Origin of the sequence: Olsenella profusa, from assembly GCF_016900315.1 — a bacterium.
Classification (GTDB): domain Bacteria; phylum Actinomycetota; class Coriobacteriia; order Coriobacteriales; family Atopobiaceae; genus Thermophilibacter; species Thermophilibacter profusus_A.
On sequence record NZ_JACSNQ010000001.1, the window covers coordinates 61,090 to 77,365 of the forward strand.

Consider the following 16,276-nt stretch of genomic DNA (forward strand, 5'->3'; position numbering starts at 1 on the left):
TCACAGCAAGGCGACTTGGGTGCCCCGGCTCCACGCGAGTCGGGGCGCTTTTTTGGCGGATTGATGCTGGACCGAGCGACGCTGGTCCGCCCAGCGCAGGCGAGAAGAGCCAGTGGCTGTGACACGCTGCCGCGACGTGCTGCCGCAGCTTGCACCCGCGTCCTAGCGCGGGAAGATGACGCGCAGCGCCCCCGGAACGACCTCCACCGAGAAGTGCGTGCCCTCGAGGCGCTCGCCATCCACCTGGCAGGGCGGCGCGACGGCAAAGTCGAGCTCGGCGCGGCGCACGCGGCGCAGACACACGGCGGAGGAGCCGGCGTGGCGCCACCACCGCGCGAGGCCGAAGAGCGCGAGCAGGTGGGGGAGGGCCGGGACGCGCACGTTGTAGCAGACGTCGAGCTGGCCGTCGGTGGGGTCGGCGTCCGGGCAGACGCAGAAGCCGCCGCCGTAGCTCGGCCCCACCTGGATGGCAAAGATGAGTGTGGAGAGCTCGAGCGGCGCCTCGTCGTCAAAGCGGGCCGTGCAGGCAAAGCCGCCCTTGGCATGGGAGAGGATCTTGAGCCCGGAGGTCACGAAGAGCGCCTCGCCCTCCTGCGAGGTGTCGGCGGCGCGCCGGTCGGTGGTGTCAAGCGCGATGGCGGCGTCCAGCCCGAAGGAGAGCGTCTGCATGAAGTGGACCCCGTTGACCCGGCCCACCTCGACGCTGCGCGCGGACCCGCGCACGAGCTGGGCGAGCGCCGCCTCGACGTCGTTTTTCGCCATGCCGAGGGTGCGCGCGTAGTCGTTCCCGGAGCCGAGCGGGATCACCCCAAGCTGCGGGCGGTCCGCGGCCGGCCGCGCCATGAGGCCGTTCACCACCTCGTGGATGACCCCGTCGCCGCCGAGCGCCACCACCGTGTCGAAGCCGTCCGCCGCTTCCGCCATGCCCACGGCCTCGCCCGGGCCCGTCGTACGGCGCACCTCGAAGCCGCGCGTGGCCGAGCCCCAGCTTGCCAGGAAGCGCTCGGCAAAGTCCGCGCCCTCCGCGCCGCGGCCGCTGTGGGCCGCCGGGTTGGCGATGACGAGCGTGCGGCCAAGAGGGGAGTCTGCCATGGCGTCCTTCTTACGGAAAGGCCCGGACGCATGGCCCGGGCCTTGACTCTCATGGAGCGGGTGACGGGAATCGAACCCGCGTCATCAGCTTGGAAGGCTGAGGTTCTACCATTGAACCACACCCGCGTGCGATGGTCGGGGCGGCGAGATTCGAACCCGCGACCCCCTGCTCCCAAAGCAGGTGCGCTACCAAGCTGCGCCACGCCCCGGTCGCAGGAAGAAAGTATAGGCGAGCGCAGGGGCCGGGGCAAGCGTACCCACAAGACGTCCTTCTCGCCCGCGAGACGGCGTCCGGCGAGAAGGACCGCCCGTGAACACCGTCGTGTGTACAGAAGGTTTCGCGCGAGGTTCGATGGCGTTACGTATGAGGCACTGGCTCTGCACGGCTACGTTTCAAAAACGTATCCTTTTCAGCAAAGTAAGCCGGCCCACGGACCGTCCACAGATTGGAGCGCACATGACGTATTCCGACAAGGTCATCGCCGAGCTCGAGGCGCGCTACCCCGAGCAGACCGAGTTCATCCAGGCGGCCAAGGAGGTTCTCGAGACCTTGCAGCCCGCCCTTGACGCGCACCCCGAGTACGAGGAGGCGAGCCTGCTCGAGCGCCTCGTGGAGCCCGAGCGCGTGGTGATGTTCCGCGTGCCGTGGGTGGACGACGCCGGCAAGGTGCAGGTCAACCGTGGCTACCGCGTGGAGTTCAACTCCGCGATCGGCCCCTACAAGGGCGGCCTGCGCTTCAACCCCACGGTGACCGTGGGCATGCTCAAGTTCCTCGGCTTCGAGCAGATCTTCAAGAACGCCCTCACGACGCTGCCGATGGGCGGCGGCAAGGGCGGCTCGGACTTCGACCCCAAGGGCAAGTCCAACCGCGAGGTCATGGCCTTCTGCCAGTCCTTCATGACCGAGCTCTGCCGCCACATCGGCCCCGACACCGACGTCCCCGCCGGCGACCTGGGCGTGGGCGGCCGTGAGATCGGCTACATGTTCGGCCAGTACAAGCGCATCCGCAACGAGTGGAGCGGCGTGCTCACCGGCAAGGGCCTCACCTACGGCGGCTCGCTCGCCCGCACCGAGGCCACCGGCTACGGCCTCGTCTACTTCGTCGACGAGTACCTCAAGAGCCAGGGCGACTCCTTCGAGGGCAAGACCGTCGTGGTGCACGGCTCCGGCAACGTGGCCATCTACGCCATCCAGAAGGTCGCGCAGCTTGGCGGCAAGACTATCGCCTGCTCCGACACCAAGGGCTGGGTCGAGGACCCCGACGGCATCGACTACCAGGTGCTCGAGCACATCTACGACAAGAAGCGCTCCGGCCACGACCAGGGCGTGAGCCTGGCCATGTACGTCGACGAGCGCCCGAACGCCACCTGGCACGCCGAGGACGGCCGCGGCGTCTGGCAGCTCCCCTGCGACATCGCGCTGCCCTGCGCCCGCGAGAACACCCTCGAGCTTGCCGACGCCCAGGCGCTCGTGGAGCACGGCTGCAAGGTCGTGGGCGAGGGAGCCAACATGCCCACCATGCCCGACGCCACCACCTACCTCATGGAGCACGGCGTGGCCTTCATGCCCGGCAAGGCGGCCAACGCCGGCGGCGTGCTCGTGTCCGGCCTCGAGATGAGCCAGAACGCCGAGCACCTCTCCTGGACCTTCGAGGAGGTCGACGGCAAGCTCGAGAGCCTCATGCGCGGCATGTTCCACAACGTGAACGACACCGCCCGTGAGTACGGCCACGAGGGCAACTTCGTGATGGGCGCCAACATCGCCGGCTTCCTGAAGGTCGCCGATGCCATGATGGCCCAGGGCGTCTGCTAGGCGAGAAGAACCTGACGGGTGCGAGGCCCCGGGGCTTGCGCGCGGAAGTGCACTTCGTGAAACTTCCGCTAAGCAGGCCCCGGGGCTGCCTGTCATCAGGGCGTTGCGTGCGGGGCCGTCATGGTGTCGGCGGACCTCCTGCCGCCGGGGGTGTCGCGTGCGGGGTGGAGGTTCTTCTCGCCGGGGAAGGATGGGTGCGGCCAGATGGCCGCACTGTTTTCGGACGGAATTCACCCCCGAATCGTCCGGGGACGGTGCGTCCTTCCGCTGCGTACTGTTTCTGGACGGAACCCAGCCCTGGACCGTCCGGAGTCGGTGCGGCCGTCGGCTACGTACTGTTTCTGGACGGTTTGGACAGTCAGAACGTCTGAAAACGGTACGGCAGATGAAGACGTACTGTTTTAGGACGGTTTGGAAGGTCGAAACGTCCGGGGACGGTACGAGCGGGGAGGCGGGTACTGTTTCCGGACGTTCTTCTCGCCGGGAACGTCCGGAAACGGTGCGGCCAGCGCCCGGCCAGCGTCCCGCCGGCCCCGACCCCCTCATCCCGCGCATTTTGGGTAGGGGCGTTATGTCACCACACGGGCAACGCCTTTACTGCTATGCTATCCAAGACCTTTAAGACGGTACGAGAGACCGAAAAGGCGTCCACAACCTACGTCGCAGCCTAGTCGGAGTCTCGCGTGAACGGGCTCCGTTTTTTGTAGCTGCGGCCTGCCTTCTGGGCGCACGGACGAAAGGGCGGTGTTGCTGTGAACCTACTGGTGGACAACGGCAGGCATCCGAGGGCGCTTCTGGCGCTCGAGAACGGGATGCACTTCTTCGGGCGCTCCGTGGGCGCGGAGGGGGAGACCTTTGGGGAGATCGTGTTCAACACCTCGATGGTCGGCTACCAGGAGATCGTCTCCGACCCGTCCTACGCGGGCCAGATCGTGACGCTCACCTACCCGCAGGTTGGCAACTACGGCATCAACGAGAAGGACATGCAGGCCGACCGCCTTCACCTGGCCGGCCTCGTCGTGCACGACGCGTGCTACACCCCCTCCAACTGGCAGAGCGTCACGAGCCTGCCCGAGTTTCTCGCCGAGCGCGGCGTGGTGGCCATCGAGGACGTGGACACCCGTGCCCTGACGCTGGCCATCCGCGAGGGCGGCGCCATGCGCGCGGCCATCTCCACCGTGGATCTCGACCCGGAGAGCCTCGTCGAGCGCGTCCGCCAGAGCCCGGCGATCGCCGAGCACAACTACGTGGCCGACGTCTCCTGCGAGAATCCCTACGTGATTCCCGGCAAGGACGTCGACGGCTGCCCGCGCCTGTCCGTCGTGGCCTACGACTGCGGCGAGAAGGCCGGCATCGCCAAGCGCCTCTCGGCTGCCGGCTGCGAGGTCACCGTGGTGCCGTGGGACACCCCGGTGGCTGACGTCCTCGCCCAGGAGCCGGACGGCGTGTTCTTCTCCAACGGCCCCGGGGACCCCGAGAGCGTTCCGAGCGTGGCCGAGGCCGTCCGCGCGTGCCTCGGCAAGGTGCCGGTCTTTGGCATCTGCCTGGGCAACCAGGTCATCTCAATGGCGGCCGGCGCACAGATCGAGAAGCTCCCGTACGGCCACCACGGCGGCAACGAGCCCGTCATGAACCTGCTCACCGGCAAGGTGGAGATCACCGCGCAGAACCACAACTACGGCCCGGTCTTCTCGACCTTCGGGCCGCTTGTGCCGGAGCTCTCCGACGGTGTCTCCGAGCACCCGGCAGACGAGGACCTGCGCTTCTGGTCCTCGCGCCACATCGCGCCGGTGGTGCGCAACGAGCGCTACGGCCGCATCCGCCTCACGCACGTCAACCTCAACGACGGCACCCCCGAGGGCATCCAGTTCCTCGACGTGCCGGCCTTCTCCATGCAGTACCACCCGGAGGCCAAGCCCGGCCCCAACGACTCCACGTACGCCTTTGCGGCGTTTGCCAAGCTCATGCGCGGCGAGGACGACTACCTCGCCATCGACGTCCGCGAGGGGAGGCGCTTCTAGATGCCCAAGCGCACCGACATCAAGAAGATCCTGATCATCGGCTCCGGCCCGATCGTCATCGGCCAGGCCTGCGAGTTCGACTACTCCGGCACCCAGGCCTGCAAGGCCCTACGCTCGGAGGGCTACGAGGTCGTGCTCGTCAACTCCAACCCGGCCACCATCATGACCGACCCGGAGACTGCCGACCGCACCTACATCGAGCCCATCACCGCCGCCTCGGTGGCCAAGGTCATCGAGAAGGAGCGCCCGGACGCCCTGCTGCCCAACATGGGCGGCCAGACGGGCCTCAACTGCGCCGTGGCGCTTGCCAAGGCGGGCGTGCTCGAGAAGTACGGCGTCGAGGTCATCGGCTGCGACATCGACTCCATCGAGACCGGCGAGGACCGCGAGCTCTTCGCCAACGCCATGCGCGACATCGGCCTGGAGGTCGCCAAGTCCGGCGTGGCGCACACCATCGAGGAGTGCGAGAAGATCGCCGACGACCTCGGCTACCCGGTGGTCATCCGTCCGGCCTTCACCCTGGGCGGCGCTGGCGGCGGCATGGCCTACGACCATGACGACCTGCTGCGCATTGCCGAGCAGGGCCTGGCGCTCTCTCCCGAGAGCGAGGTCCTGGTTGAGCAGTCCGTGGAGGGCTGGAAGGAGATCGAGATGGAGGTGATGCGCGACTCCGCGGGCAACGGCGTCGTCATCTGCTCCATCGAGAACCTCGACCCGATGGGCGTGCACACCGGCGACTCCATTACCGTGGCGCCCTGCCAGACGCTGAACGACTTCGAGCTCCAGCGCCTGCGCGACTACTCGATCGCCATCCTCGAGCGCGTCGGCGTGGCCTGCGGCGGCTCCAACGTGCAGTTTGCCGTGAACCCCGACGACGGCCGCGTCATCGTGATCGAGATGAACCCGCGCGTGAGCCGCTCCTCGGCGCTGGCCTCCAAGGCCACCGGCTTCCCCATCGCCAAGATGGCGGCGCTGCTCTCCGTGGGCTACACGCTCGACGAGATCGAGAATGACATCACGCGAGAGACCCCGGCCTGCTTCGAGCCGTCGATCGACTACTGCGTGGTCAAGATCCCGCGCTTCGCCTTCGAGAAGTTCAAGGGCACCGACGACACCCTCACCACGCGCATGAAGGCCGTCGGCGAGGTCATGTCCATCGGCGCCACCTTCGAGGAGGCCATCCAGAAGGCCATGCGCTCCCTGGAGCAGGGCCACGCCGGCCTCGGCGCCGACGGCGCGGACGACTTCGACGAGGAGAACTTCGAGCACCACGTGGCCACGCCCACGCCCGAGCGCATCCTCTATGTGGCCGAGGCGCTGCGCCGCGGCTGGGGCGTCGAGCGCGTCCACGAGCTCACCAAGATCGACCGCTGGTTCCTGAACCGCATCGCCGACATCGTCACGGCCGAGGGCGTCATCCGCGAGCGCGGCCTGGCGGGCCTGGACGCCGACACGATGATGGCCGCCAAGCAGCTCGGCTTCTCCGACACCCAGCTGGGCTACCTCACCGGCCAGCGCGAGGACACCGTCCGCGCGGTCCGCGAGGTGCTCGGCGTGCGCCCGTGCGTCAAGACCGTCGACACCTGTGCCGGCGAGTTCTCCGCGCGCACGAGCTACCACTACTTCACCTACGAGGCGGGCGGCGTCTCCGAGTTCCACGAGGCGGAGAAGCCGCGCGTGGTGATCCTCTCGGCCGGCCCCAACCGCATCGGCCAGGGCATCGAGTTCGACTACTGCTGCGTGCACGCCGCCTACGCGCTCGAGGCCAAGGGTTACGAGACCGTCATGGTCAACTGCAACCCCGAGACCGTCTCCACCGACTACGACACCTCCGACCGCCTCTACTTCGAGCCGCTCACCTTCGAGGACGTCATGAACGTCATCGAGGTCGAGAAGCCCGTGGGCGTGATCGTCACCCTGGGCGGCCAGACCCCGATCAACCTGGCCCGTCGCCTCAAGGCCGCCGGCGTACCGATCATGGGCACCCAGCCCGAGGCCATTGACCTCGCCGAGGACCGCGACCGCTTCGCGAGCCTGCTCGACCGCCTGGAGATCGCCTACCCGCCCTCGAGCACGGCTGAGACGCTTGAGGAGGCCAAGGACGTGGCGCGCCGCGTGGGCTACCCGCTGCTCGTCCGCCCGAGCTACGTGCTCGGCGGCCGCGGCATGGGCATCGTCTACGACGACAACGACCTCGTGAGCTACATGGAGGAGGCCACCAAGGTCTCCCCGGACCACCCCGTCTACCTTGACGCCTTCCTCGAGGACGCCATCGAGCTCGACGTGGACGCCCTCTGCGACGAGCAGGAGTGCTACGTGGGCTCGGTCCTCGAGCACATCGAGGAGTGCGGCGTGCACTCCGGCGACTCCGCCTGCTGCTTCCCGCCCTTCTCGCTGTCCGACCGCATCGTGGCCAAGATCCGCGACACCACGCGGCGCCTGGCGCTCTCCTGCCACATCAAGGGCCTCCTCAACGTGCAGTACGCGGTGCGCGACGAGCAGGTCTTCGTGATCGAGCTCAACCCGCGCGCGAGCCGCACCGTGCCCTTCTCGTCCAAGGCGACCGGCGTGCCGCTGGCCAAGTGCGCCGCCCGCATCATGAGCGGCGAGAAGATCGCCGACCTCGACCTGCCGGAGGAGGGGCGCGACCTCGGCTACTACGCGGTCAAGGAGGCCGTGATGCCGTGGAGCCGCTTCCCGGGCGCCGACGTCACGCTGGGGCCGGAGATGAAGTCCACCGGCGAGGTCATGGGCATCGACACCACCTTCCCGAAGGCCTACGCCAAGACGCGCGAGGCCATCGACTACGTGATCCCGCAGTCCGGCAACGTCTTCGTCTCCGTGTGCGACCGCGACAAGCGCTCGGTGGCGACGGTGGGCCTTGCGCTCCAGACGCTTGGCTACGATCTCCTGGCCACGCGCGGCACCGCCAAGACGCTGCGCGCCGCGGGCATCCCGTGCGAGGTGGTCAAGCCGATCTCCGAGGGCTCGCCCAACATCATCGACCTCATGGCCGAGGGCAAGATCGCCTTCCTCATCAACACGCCCAAGGGCCACAGCTCGCGCGGCGACGGCGTGAAGATGCGCTCCGAGGCCGTGAGCCGCGGCATCGACATGGCCACCACCATGTCCGGCGCGGTGGCGCTCGTCCAGGCCATCGGTGCGCTGCGCCAGGGCCCGCTCGACGTCTACGCCCTCCAGGACCTGGGCCGCTGATACGAATGATACGAAGGGACAGTCCCTTCGTATCATTTTGACCTCATCGGGCCGTCGGGCTTTTCGCCCGGCGGCCCTTTGTCCTTTCGGCTGCGGGCGTCCGGCCGCGACCCCGCGGCCATGCGGTAGGATTAACCCACATTTGGCTTTGGTTGGCTTTCCTGCTTGAACGGCCAACTGGGGTTTTGCCGGCTTCACAAAGCCAAATGTGGGTTTTTCAGACGCGAAGGGGGAGACATGCCACGTCCGCTTGCGCCCGGCTCCATCGTCGACTGCCACACCCACACCCGCTTCTCGGACGGGGTGGGGACCTTTGAGGAGAACGCCCGGGCCGCCGTCGCGGCGGGGTGCGCGGTGCTCGTCTCGACCGACCACCTCACGCTGCCGCGCGTGATGGACCCCAGCGGCGGGGTGCAGGTCACGGAGCCGGAGCTCGCCGAGCACCGAGCGGCGTGGGAGGCCGCCGCGGCCGCCCACCCGGAGCTGGAGTGCGTCTACGGCTTCGAGTGCGACTGGTACCCCGGCTGCGAGGAGAACGTCATGCGCTGGTCCGCCGGGGCGCAGGTGCGCCTGGGCTCGGTGCACTGGCTTGGCGAGCAGGATGACGGAGCGTGGATCGATGACGTCAACGACCAGCACATCTGGCGCGAGCTCGGCCCCGACGAGGTCTGGCGACGCTACGTTGACGCGTGGTGCGCGGCCTGCGAGAGCCCGCTGCCCTTTGACACGATGGCCCACCCCGACCTGCCCGAGCGCATGCGCAACGAGGGCTTCCCGGCCACAATCGACCTCGCCCCGCTCTGGGACCGGATGGTCGCCTGCGCACACGACACGGGTCGGCGCGTGGAGCTCTCCACGGCGGGCTGGCGCAAGGGGGTGGGGGACTGGTACCCCGCTCACGGCCTGCTTGAGCGCTTCTGCCACGCGGGCGTGCCGATCACCGTGGGCTCCGACGGCCACCGGCCCGAGGACCTCTGCGACGGCATTACGCGCGCCTACGCGCACGCCTGGGAGGTGGGCTACCGCTTCGTAGAGGTGCCTCGGGCGGACGGCAGCTGGGAGTCGATGCCGCTCCAGTGACGCGATGATGCGAAGGGACTGCCCCTTCGCATCATTCAGCTAGGCCTCGTCAGTGAAGGTGGGGTTGGACCACGCCGTGCGGCCGTGCGCGTCGATGCACTCCACGCGCAGGTACGTCTCGCCCCCGCGCAGGTTGAACTCCGCGTGCTCGAGCGCGCCCCCCTTGGGGGCGATCACGGTGCCGCCGGCGTTGATCGGCCCGCCGGCCACGAGGTTCACGCGCTCGCAGGGGCTGCACTCGACCCACACGCGCCCGTCGCGCACGCCCCAGGCGCGAAGCTCCGGGCCGCTCGAGGAGTAGTAGTCGCCAGCTAGCAGCGCGCGGACCACCGCGTCGCGCGTGAGCGCTTCTGCGCGCACCACGACCCACCCGCCGAAGGCGTCGTCGAAGAGGCCCTCGTTGTGGTTGTCGTCCGAGGCGAAGCCCCACACGCGCCTGCCGCGCCGCAGCATGAGGTCCCAGTAGGTGGTGTCATAGCCGGTGCCCGACTCGTTGACCGTGTCGTAGTTGTAGACCTCAAGCGCAAAGAAGCCCTCGACGCCGCAGAACTCGTCGGGCTCCACGCGGCTCCAGATGGGGTGGTTGTAGGTGACCACGCACCCGCGCGAGGCAAGCTCCTCGGCGAGCTGCCTCGCCACGGCCGCGCCGTCCCAGCTCCCGTGGCAGCGGATCGGCTCGAGCCGCTCCATGTGCGCAAAGCGCCTGCCCGCGGCCCTCACCATCTCATCGGTCCCCAGGATGCCGTGCATGTGGTGGCAGCGCAGCCGCACCGACTCGGTCTCGTCAGCGTAGAGGTAGGCCGACGCCTCGAGGCCCGGCAGGATCAGGAAGTCGTCGGAGCCGAGCTCGGCGGAGTAGTCGGTGTAGAGGTCGTGCTCGGAGAGGCAGAGGAAGTCGTATCCGTGCGCGCGGAAGGCGGCCACGGACTCGGCGGGCGTGAGGTGGCCGTCGGAGTTGGTGGTGTGGCTGTGGAGGTTGCCCTTGTAGCGGTTTCCGCCGCGCTCAAGAAAGACCTGGTCGGTGAAGGACATGGGAGCTCCTTTTTCTGGGACGGCCCGCGCACCGGGTGCGGTGCGCGGGCCAAACTGGAAGGGAGGGTGAAGCTCAAGGGGCGAGAAGAACGTGCGGGAGGGGAGGCTTCCCGGGACCATTGGTTCCACGGGACCCCACGGGAAGGAGGTTCTTCTCGCCGGGCGTGGCTGGCCCTACGCGGCGGCCTCGGACGGGATGAAGAGGCAGTCGTGCTCGGGGAGGGTGAGCCAGACCGTGTCGAGGTCGTCGAACATGTGGAAGCTGCGGAAGAGCGCGTCCACGCGCAGCGTGGTCTCGCCCACGTTGACGGTGTAGCGCAGCACGTTGCCGCGCGGGGTGCTGTCGACCACGGTGCCCTTGACCACGTAGGCGCCCTCTGCGTCCTCGGGCTTCTCGCGGGCGATCCCGATGGTCTCGGGGCGCACGGCCACCACGTGGCCGGCGGGCACCGCGGTGCCGGTGAGGCGGGAGAACTCCCCGGCGGAGAGCTGGTTGTAGCTGCCGATGAAGCTCGCGGCAAACTCGGAGACCGGGTTGGTGTAGACCTCGACGGGGCTGCCCGCCTGCTCGATGCGGCCGGAGTGGAAGAGCTGGATGACGTCGGACATCACCATGGCCTCGTCCTGGTCGTGCGTGACGAAGATGGTGGTGAGGCCGAGCTCCTTGTGGATCTCGCGGATGCGAGACTGGAGCGCCTTGCGGAGCTTGGCGTCGATGGCCGAGAGGGGCTCGTCAAGCAGGAGCACGGCCGGCTCGGTCACGATGGAGCGGGCCAGGGCGGCGCGCTGCTGCTGGCCGCCGGAGAGGTTGGCCGGGTAGGCCTTCTCCTTGCCCTTGAGCTCCACCATCTCGATGGCGTCGGCCACCTTCTTGGCGATCTGCTCCTTGGGGACCTTCTTCATCTTGAGGCCGAAGGCGACGTTCTGCTCGACGGTCATGTTGGGGAAGAGGCTGTACTGCTGGAAGACCATGCCGATGTTGCGCTTGGAGGCCGGCACGTTGGTGATGTCACGGCCGTCGAGGACGATGCTGCCCTCGGTGACGGTCTCGAGGCCGGAGAGGCAGCGCAGCAGCGTGGACTTGCCGCAGCCGGACGGGCCGAGCAGCGTCACGAGGTCGCCCCGCTGGATGCCGAAGTTGATGTGGTCGAGGACGGTGTTGTCGCCGAAGCGCTTCACCACGTTCCTGAATTCGATGTAAGCCATCTGGGGCGTCTCCTTACCTGTTCTGGGAGGACTTCTGGAGCTTGAGGACGATCGCGGTCACCGCGGCGACCACCAGGAAGATGATGACCACGATGGCGCTCGAGAGGCCGCTCGAGCGGGCCATGTTGGCCTGGAGGAACACCTGGATGTTCTGGTAGTTGGTGCCGGCGATGTTGTTGGCGAGCACGAAGTCGCCGAAGACAATGCTCTCGGCGAGCAGGCTGGAGACCAGGATGCCCGACATGATGTTGGGCAGGACCACCTGCACGTAGGCGCGGAAGCGCCCGCAGCCGAGCATCTCGGCCGCCTGCATCAGCATGTTGGCGTCGATGGCGTTGAGGGCGTTGCGGATGCCCTGGTAGATGTAGGGGAGCACGAGGATCGTGTAGGCACCGAAGAGCATGAACATGCGGTTGGACAGGATGGTCCCGGTGCCCGTGTAGAGCGAGATGATGCCGATGGAGAGGATGACGCCCTGGAGCGCGTAGGGGATCATGCAGACGAACTGCATGAAGCGCCCGAGCTTCTTGTTCACGGCAACCACCACGTACATGGCAAGCAGGAGCAGCACGATGGTGATGGCGACGCTCACCAGGCACAGGATGAGCGTGCGCCCGATCGAGGCCCAGAAGGTCATGTTGGTGAAGAGCTCGGCGTAGTTGCGCAGGGTGAACCCGGAGGGCAGCACGTCGGTCCACTCGATGAAAAGCGAGTAGACGAGCGTGGTGAGGAAGGGAATCAGCAGGTACAGGGCGACGATGCCCAGGAAGATCTTCGCGGCGAGCGGGGTCTTCTTGCCGGGCGCGGCAGCGCGGACGGCCTTGGACTTGGAACTCATATGATCTCACGACCCTTCGACGCGCGCTTGGTGAAGTAGTTGTTGATGACGGTGCAGACCACCATGAGCACGATGAGCACCACGGCAAGGGCGCCGCCGGTGGCAGCGTCGATCTGGACGTCGCCCTTGAACTTGGAGGTGATCTGCAGCGGCAGCAGCGCGTAGTTGTTCATCACGATGGCGTAGGCGGTGGCGTACGCGGCGAGCGCGTTGGAGAAGAGCACGGAGAGCGTGCCGAGGATCGACGGGAGGAGGTTGGGGATGACGATGCGGAACCAGTAGTCGAAGCTCGACGCCTGCAGGATCGTGGCCGCCTCGCGCCAGGACTTCTTGATACCGGAGAAGGCGGGCAGGAGCAGCAGCGTTGCCAGCGGGATCTGGAAGTAGATGTAGAGCACGAGCAGGCCCTCGCCGGTGTAGAGGTCGAAGTTGGCGAGGAACGGGATGTTCCACTGCTGGCCGAGGATGGTGAGGACGCCGGAGTTGCCCATGAGGATCATGAAGGCGAACGCCAGGGGCACGCCCGAGAAGTTCGACATCATGTTGAGGACCATCGTGAAGGCGTTCTTGACGCGGTCGCTCGAGTCATAGGCGAAGCGGGCGGCGAGGAAGGACACCACGATGCCCACAAGGGCCGAGACGAGGCTGATCCAGACGCTGTTGATGATGGACTGCTGGTAGAGCGGGGTCGTGAAGACCTTGACGAAGTTCTCCACGCCGACGGTGCCGGACTCCTTGCCGATGAGGCTGTCGATCGCGAGCTGGGCGAGCGGGAGCAGCTCGTAGCCGATGATGACGAGCAGGAAGGGGAGGAAGGCGAGGTAGCCCACCCACTTCCTGGTGCGCTTCGGCGCGCGCTGGGCACCGGCGGCGCGCTCGGGCGCGCGCGTGGCCTCGGCGCTGACGTCCGCGGTGACGGTGGCGCTCGCATGCGAGATCTCTGCCACGATACCTCCTTCTTTGGGGTGTTCGATGGGTTGGCCTTTGTGGTCTGGCCGTGCGGCTGGGTTGTACGGCCGGTCGTGCGTTCGGTCGTGCCGTCTTGCCATGTTTTCTGGCCGCGCGTGCGGTCATGTCGTCTGGCCGGGCCAAGGGAAGGGCGGCCCGAGGGCCGCCCTGTCATGCCGTCTGAGTCGACGGGCTCCGATGCCGTGCTAGCCCAGGATGGGGATGATGTTCTCCTGGTACCAGGTCACGAGCTCGTTGGTGACGTCGGTCCACTTGCCGTAGTCGATGGACTGGACCTGGTCGCCGTACTGCTCGTCCGGAAGGCGCAGCGCCTTGACGTCCTCGGGCAGCTCGACGGAGCTGCGGATCGGGGTGGCGTAGCCGCGGGCGAGGTTGATCTGGCCCTCGTCGGAGAGGATGAACTCGCGGGCGAGGCAGGCGGCCGCGGGGTGCGGAGCGTTGGCGTTGATGATCGTGGCGTAGCCGGACTGCACCGAGCCGTCGGAGGGGATGCAGACGGAGAACTTCGCGTCGGGGTTGTTCTCGACGATCTGGGCGCGGTAGTTGAGCGCGTTGTAGTCCCAGTTGAAGCCCACGGCGATCTCGCCGCTCTCCAGGCGGGCGACCGACACGTCGGAGACGTCGAGGCGGCCGGCCTGGGCGAGCTGGGTGATGAAGTCGTAGGCAGGCTGGAGGTCGTCGATGCTGCCGCCCATGGCGTAGGCGATGGCGAGGACGGCGTGCTGGGCGTTGGCGGCGGAGGTGATGTCGCCGACGGAGACCTTGTAGTCGCCGTCGAGAAGCTCGGAGATGGAGGTGGGGGCGGGGCTCACCTGGTCGTCGTTGGAGATGAGGGCCATGGAGCCGTAGTAGCCGACGACCCAGTCGCCGTCGTCGTCCTTGGCCCAGTCGGGGATCTCGTCCCAGTAGCTGGTCTTGTACTTGAGCGTCACGCCCTCGGACTCGGCCGTCGGGCCCCACTGCTGGCCCACGTCACCGATGTCCTTGGTGCCGTCGGTGCCCTCCTGCTTGAACATGGCGATCTCCTCGGCGGAGGACATGTCCTGGTCGGCGTGCTGGAGGCCGTACTCGGAGTTGAGGTCGGCCCAGGTCTCCACCCAGTTGGCCCAGGTGTCGGGCATGCCCACGGAGTTGATCTGGCCCTCCTCCTTGGCCTGGGCGATGAGGTCGTCGAGGCTCATGGAGTTGTAGTCGACCGCCGGAGCGGCGGAGCCGCCGTCGTCGCAGCCGGTGAGGCCGAGCCCGGCGACGCAGGCGAGGCCGGCAGCACCGAGCATGCCGAGGAAGCCGCGACGCGACATCGAGCGCGACGCATTGGTGACGCTGTTCTTCACGTAATCCCCCTTCGGTTCCTGTGCAGAGGCCGCGGGCTTGGCCCCGCGGTTTTCCGCCGAGCAGTCTATGGGCCGCCCGCGGCGTTCCGGCCGCCGGTCGGGGGATTATTTCAGTCTCCTGATTATTTCTTACATGTTTCTGCGTTGTTTCGGCGCTTTCCCTTACATTTCCCCACCCGCGTAAGGATACGAAGGGACAGTCCCTTCGTATCATCTGGCGAGAAGAACCTCTAGCACGTTTCCAAACGATAAACCCCACAGGTAGTCGTTCTTCTCGCCGAGAGGGGGGCAGTTTATCTGGGACTTTTCCGATGCGGAGGTGAAAAAGAGGGACTACCTGTGGGGTTTTCAGCACCGCTGCCCACACAAATGCGAGGTGTTTCGCCTAAAGCGCCCGTCGCCAGCGAGCCCCGCGCTCGGTGCGCTCGTATGGCGAGAAGCCCGCCGCGGCAAAGCACCGCTGGGACGCGACGTTCCAGTCGTATATCTCGCCCACGCGCACCTCGTCCCAGCCGAGCGCCCGCGCTCGCTCGCAGAGCGCCTCGACCACGCGCCGTCCGACGTGGCGGCCACGCATGTCCTTCTCGCCGATGACGATGGGGAGGTCGTCGGGCCAGAGCGTGACGTCGCCGACCGGTCGCCAGCCGTCTGCGGCCCGCTCGTCGCGTACCTCGATGTACCAGAGCTCGCCGTGCTCCGCGAGCCAGTCGTACATCTGCCTCAGCAGTTCGGCCGTGTAGGGCTCCCGCTTGCCGTCGACCATCCAGAGCGTCTCGGGGTCCTGGTACCAGGAGAGCGCCTCGGCGGGCGGCTCGTCAAGACGAACGAGCCGCAGGTCAAAACCTATGTCAAGAACGCGTGGCGTCATCGTCACTTCCGTTGCTCCCCTTGAGCCGACGCTCGAGGCGACGCAGGTCCTCGGTGGCATCCCAAACCTTCTCCTCGACGTCGGGCCCGCTGCAGGGAGGGTCGGGCATGCCCGTGAACCAGAGCGACGTCCCGCCGAGCTCGTTGAACCTGAGATAGGGTCTGCGCGGTATGTCCATGTCTCCCCCTTCAACGCGTCTAGAATAGACGAGGGGCGCGGGATTCGCCGTGCCATCTGCCGAAAGGTCGCCCAATGAGCCTTGCTGTCCGACCCATGGCCGAGAAGGACCTCGGGCCGCTGGCCGAGCTCCTTGCTGACGAGCGCGTGATGCGCTGTCTTGAGCCGCCCTTCTCGCCCGAGCGCTCGCGTGCGTTTTTGGAGCGTGAGGGCCTTGCCGACCCGCCGCGCGTCTGGTCCGTCGAGGACGGGCAGGGCTTTGCCGGCTACGTCATCTACCATGACTACGACGACACATCCGTTGAGATTGGCTGGGTGCTCATGCCGCGCGTCTGGGGGCGTGGGTATGCGACGGAGCTCACGCGCGTCCTTCTCGGCTGGGCGCGGGCGGCCGAGAAGGACGTTGTCATCGAGTGCGTTCCCGAGCAGGTGGCGACGCGGCGCATCGCGGCTCGTTTTGGGTTTGCGCCAGTGGGGGAGTGCGACGGGCTGTTGGTCCTGCGGCGTTCGCGCGCGCCTGTGAGGTGACGTTCGTCCGTTCTGGATGTGGGCCGTCTTTGCCAGCATTTGCGAGGTTGCCGCCGTCGTACTGTTCAGCGGGCCCGAGCGCTCGTGGCTGACCTTCGGCCG

The 16,276-nt window shown here is 67.4% G+C and carries 13 protein-coding genes and 2 tRNA genes; 5 read left to right on the plus strand and 10 right to left on the minus strand.

Annotated features, from left to right (window positions below):
- Positions 1-162: 162 nt before the first annotated feature.
- From H9X80_RS00270 to H9X80_RS00280, 3 genes are all read right to left on the minus strand, one after another.
- Entirely contained in the window at positions 163-1,092 is a 930-nt protein-coding gene (locus H9X80_RS00270) for a diacylglycerol/lipid kinase family protein (RefSeq protein ID WP_204792347.1), read from the minus strand.
- 52 nt (positions 1,093-1,144) lie between these two features.
- Positions 1,145-1,218: transfer RNA gene (locus tag H9X80_RS00275), tRNA-Gly, on the minus strand.
- Positions 1,219-1,224: 6 nt separating this feature from the next.
- Positions 1,225-1,301, minus strand: a tRNA-Pro gene (locus H9X80_RS00280).
- 248 nt (positions 1,302-1,549) lie between these two features.
- Between H9X80_RS00280 and gdhA the strand changes: the two genes are divergently transcribed.
- From gdhA to H9X80_RS00300, 4 genes are all read left to right on the plus strand, one after another.
- Complete coding sequence (gene gdhA / locus H9X80_RS00285) at positions 1,550-2,905, plus strand: NADP-specific glutamate dehydrogenase (RefSeq protein WP_204792348.1); 1,356 nt, start codon at positions 1,550-1,552, stop codon at positions 2,903-2,905.
- A 752-nt stretch (positions 2,906-3,657) separates the two neighbouring features.
- Complete coding sequence (carA, locus tag H9X80_RS00290; protein ID WP_204792349.1) at positions 3,658-4,926, plus strand: glutamine-hydrolyzing carbamoyl-phosphate synthase small subunit; 1,269 nt, start codon at positions 3,658-3,660, stop codon at positions 4,924-4,926.
- Positions 4,927-8,142, plus strand: a complete 3,216-nt coding sequence (carB, locus tag H9X80_RS00295; protein WP_204792350.1) for a carbamoyl-phosphate synthase large subunit — start codon at positions 4,927-4,929, stop codon at positions 8,140-8,142.
- A 237-nt stretch (positions 8,143-8,379) separates the two neighbouring features.
- A complete protein-coding gene (locus tag H9X80_RS00300; RefSeq protein ID WP_204792351.1) occupies positions 8,380-9,222 on the plus strand; it encodes a PHP domain-containing protein in 843 nt (280 codons plus the stop codon).
- A 39-nt stretch (positions 9,223-9,261) separates the two neighbouring features.
- On the opposite strand, the gene H9X80_RS00305 is transcribed toward H9X80_RS00300, so the two are convergent.
- From H9X80_RS00305 to H9X80_RS00335, 7 genes are all read right to left on the minus strand, one after another.
- Positions 9,262-10,254, minus strand: a complete 993-nt coding sequence (locus H9X80_RS00305; protein ID WP_204792352.1) for a hypothetical protein — start codon at positions 10,252-10,254, stop codon at positions 9,262-9,264.
- Positions 10,255-10,428: 174 nt separating this feature from the next.
- The gene (locus H9X80_RS00310; protein ID WP_204792353.1) at positions 10,429-11,460 is read right to left on the minus strand and encodes an ABC transporter ATP-binding protein; all 1,032 of its coding nucleotides are present in this window, start codon (positions 11,458-11,460) and stop codon (positions 10,429-10,431) included.
- Positions 11,461-11,473: 13 nt separating this feature from the next.
- Positions 11,474-12,298 (minus strand): ABC transporter permease, encoded by an 825-nt coding sequence (locus H9X80_RS00315; protein ID WP_204792354.1) that lies wholly within the window; start codon positions 12,296-12,298, stop codon positions 11,474-11,476.
- Positions 12,295-13,245 (minus strand): ABC transporter permease subunit, encoded by a 951-nt coding sequence (locus H9X80_RS00320; RefSeq protein WP_204792355.1) that lies wholly within the window; start codon positions 13,243-13,245, stop codon positions 12,295-12,297. The genes H9X80_RS00315 and H9X80_RS00320 overlap by 4 nt, the downstream gene beginning before the upstream one ends.
- Before the next feature lie 207 nt (positions 13,246-13,452).
- The gene (locus H9X80_RS00325; RefSeq protein WP_342590834.1) at positions 13,453-14,601 is read right to left on the minus strand and encodes an extracellular solute-binding protein; all 1,149 of its coding nucleotides are present in this window, start codon (positions 14,599-14,601) and stop codon (positions 13,453-13,455) included.
- A gap of 385 nt (positions 14,602-14,986) precedes the next feature.
- Positions 14,987-15,469: a GNAT family N-acetyltransferase gene (locus H9X80_RS00330; RefSeq protein WP_204792356.1), complete on the minus strand. Its 483-nt coding sequence runs from the start codon at positions 15,467-15,469 to the stop codon at positions 14,987-14,989.
- Complete coding sequence (locus tag H9X80_RS00335; protein ID WP_204792357.1) at positions 15,450-15,647, minus strand: hypothetical protein; 198 nt, start codon at positions 15,645-15,647, stop codon at positions 15,450-15,452. Before H9X80_RS00335 ends, H9X80_RS00330 begins: the two co-directional genes overlap by 20 nt.
- A 74-nt stretch (positions 15,648-15,721) precedes the next feature.
- On the opposite strand from H9X80_RS00335, the gene H9X80_RS00340 reads away from it, so the two are divergent.
- Entirely contained in the window at positions 15,722-16,174 is a 453-nt protein-coding gene (locus H9X80_RS00340; RefSeq protein WP_204792358.1) for a GNAT family N-acetyltransferase, read from the plus strand.
- Positions 16,175-16,276 lie beyond the last annotated feature (102 nt).

Excerpts from the sequence above, each read along its gene's own strand:
- carB (WP_204792350.1), top strand. The coding sequence starts at position 4,927 with ATGCCCAAGCGCACCGACATCAAGAAGATCCTGATCATCGGCTCCGGC.
- gdhA (WP_204792348.1), top strand. The coding sequence starts at position 1,550 with ATGACGTATTCCGACAAGGTCATCGCCGAGCTCGAGGCGCGCTACCCC.
- H9X80_RS00270 (WP_204792347.1), bottom strand. The coding sequence starts at position 1,092 with ATGGCAGACTCCCCTCTTGGCCGCACGCTCGTCATCGCCAACCCGGCG.
- H9X80_RS00305 (WP_204792352.1), bottom strand. The coding sequence starts at position 10,254 with ATGTCCTTCACCGACCAGGTCTTTCTTGAGCGCGGCGGAAACCGCTAC.
- H9X80_RS00335 (WP_204792357.1), bottom strand. The coding sequence starts at position 15,647 with ATGGACATACCGCGCAGACCCTATCTCAGGTTCAACGAGCTCGGCGGG.
- H9X80_RS00340 (WP_204792358.1), top strand. The coding sequence starts at position 15,722 with ATGAGCCTTGCTGTCCGACCCATGGCCGAGAAGGACCTCGGGCCGCTG.
- H9X80_RS00315 (WP_204792354.1), bottom strand. The coding sequence starts at position 12,298 with ATGAGTTCCAAGTCCAAGGCCGTCCGCGCTGCCGCGCCCGGCAAGAAG.
- H9X80_RS00300 (WP_204792351.1), top strand. The coding sequence starts at position 8,380 with ATGCCACGTCCGCTTGCGCCCGGCTCCATCGTCGACTGCCACACCCAC.
- H9X80_RS00310 (WP_204792353.1), bottom strand. The coding sequence starts at position 11,460 with ATGGCTTACATCGAATTCAGGAACGTGGTGAAGCGCTTCGGCGACAAC.
- H9X80_RS00330 (WP_204792356.1), bottom strand. The coding sequence starts at position 15,469 with ATGACGCCACGCGTTCTTGACATAGGTTTTGACCTGCGGCTCGTTCGT.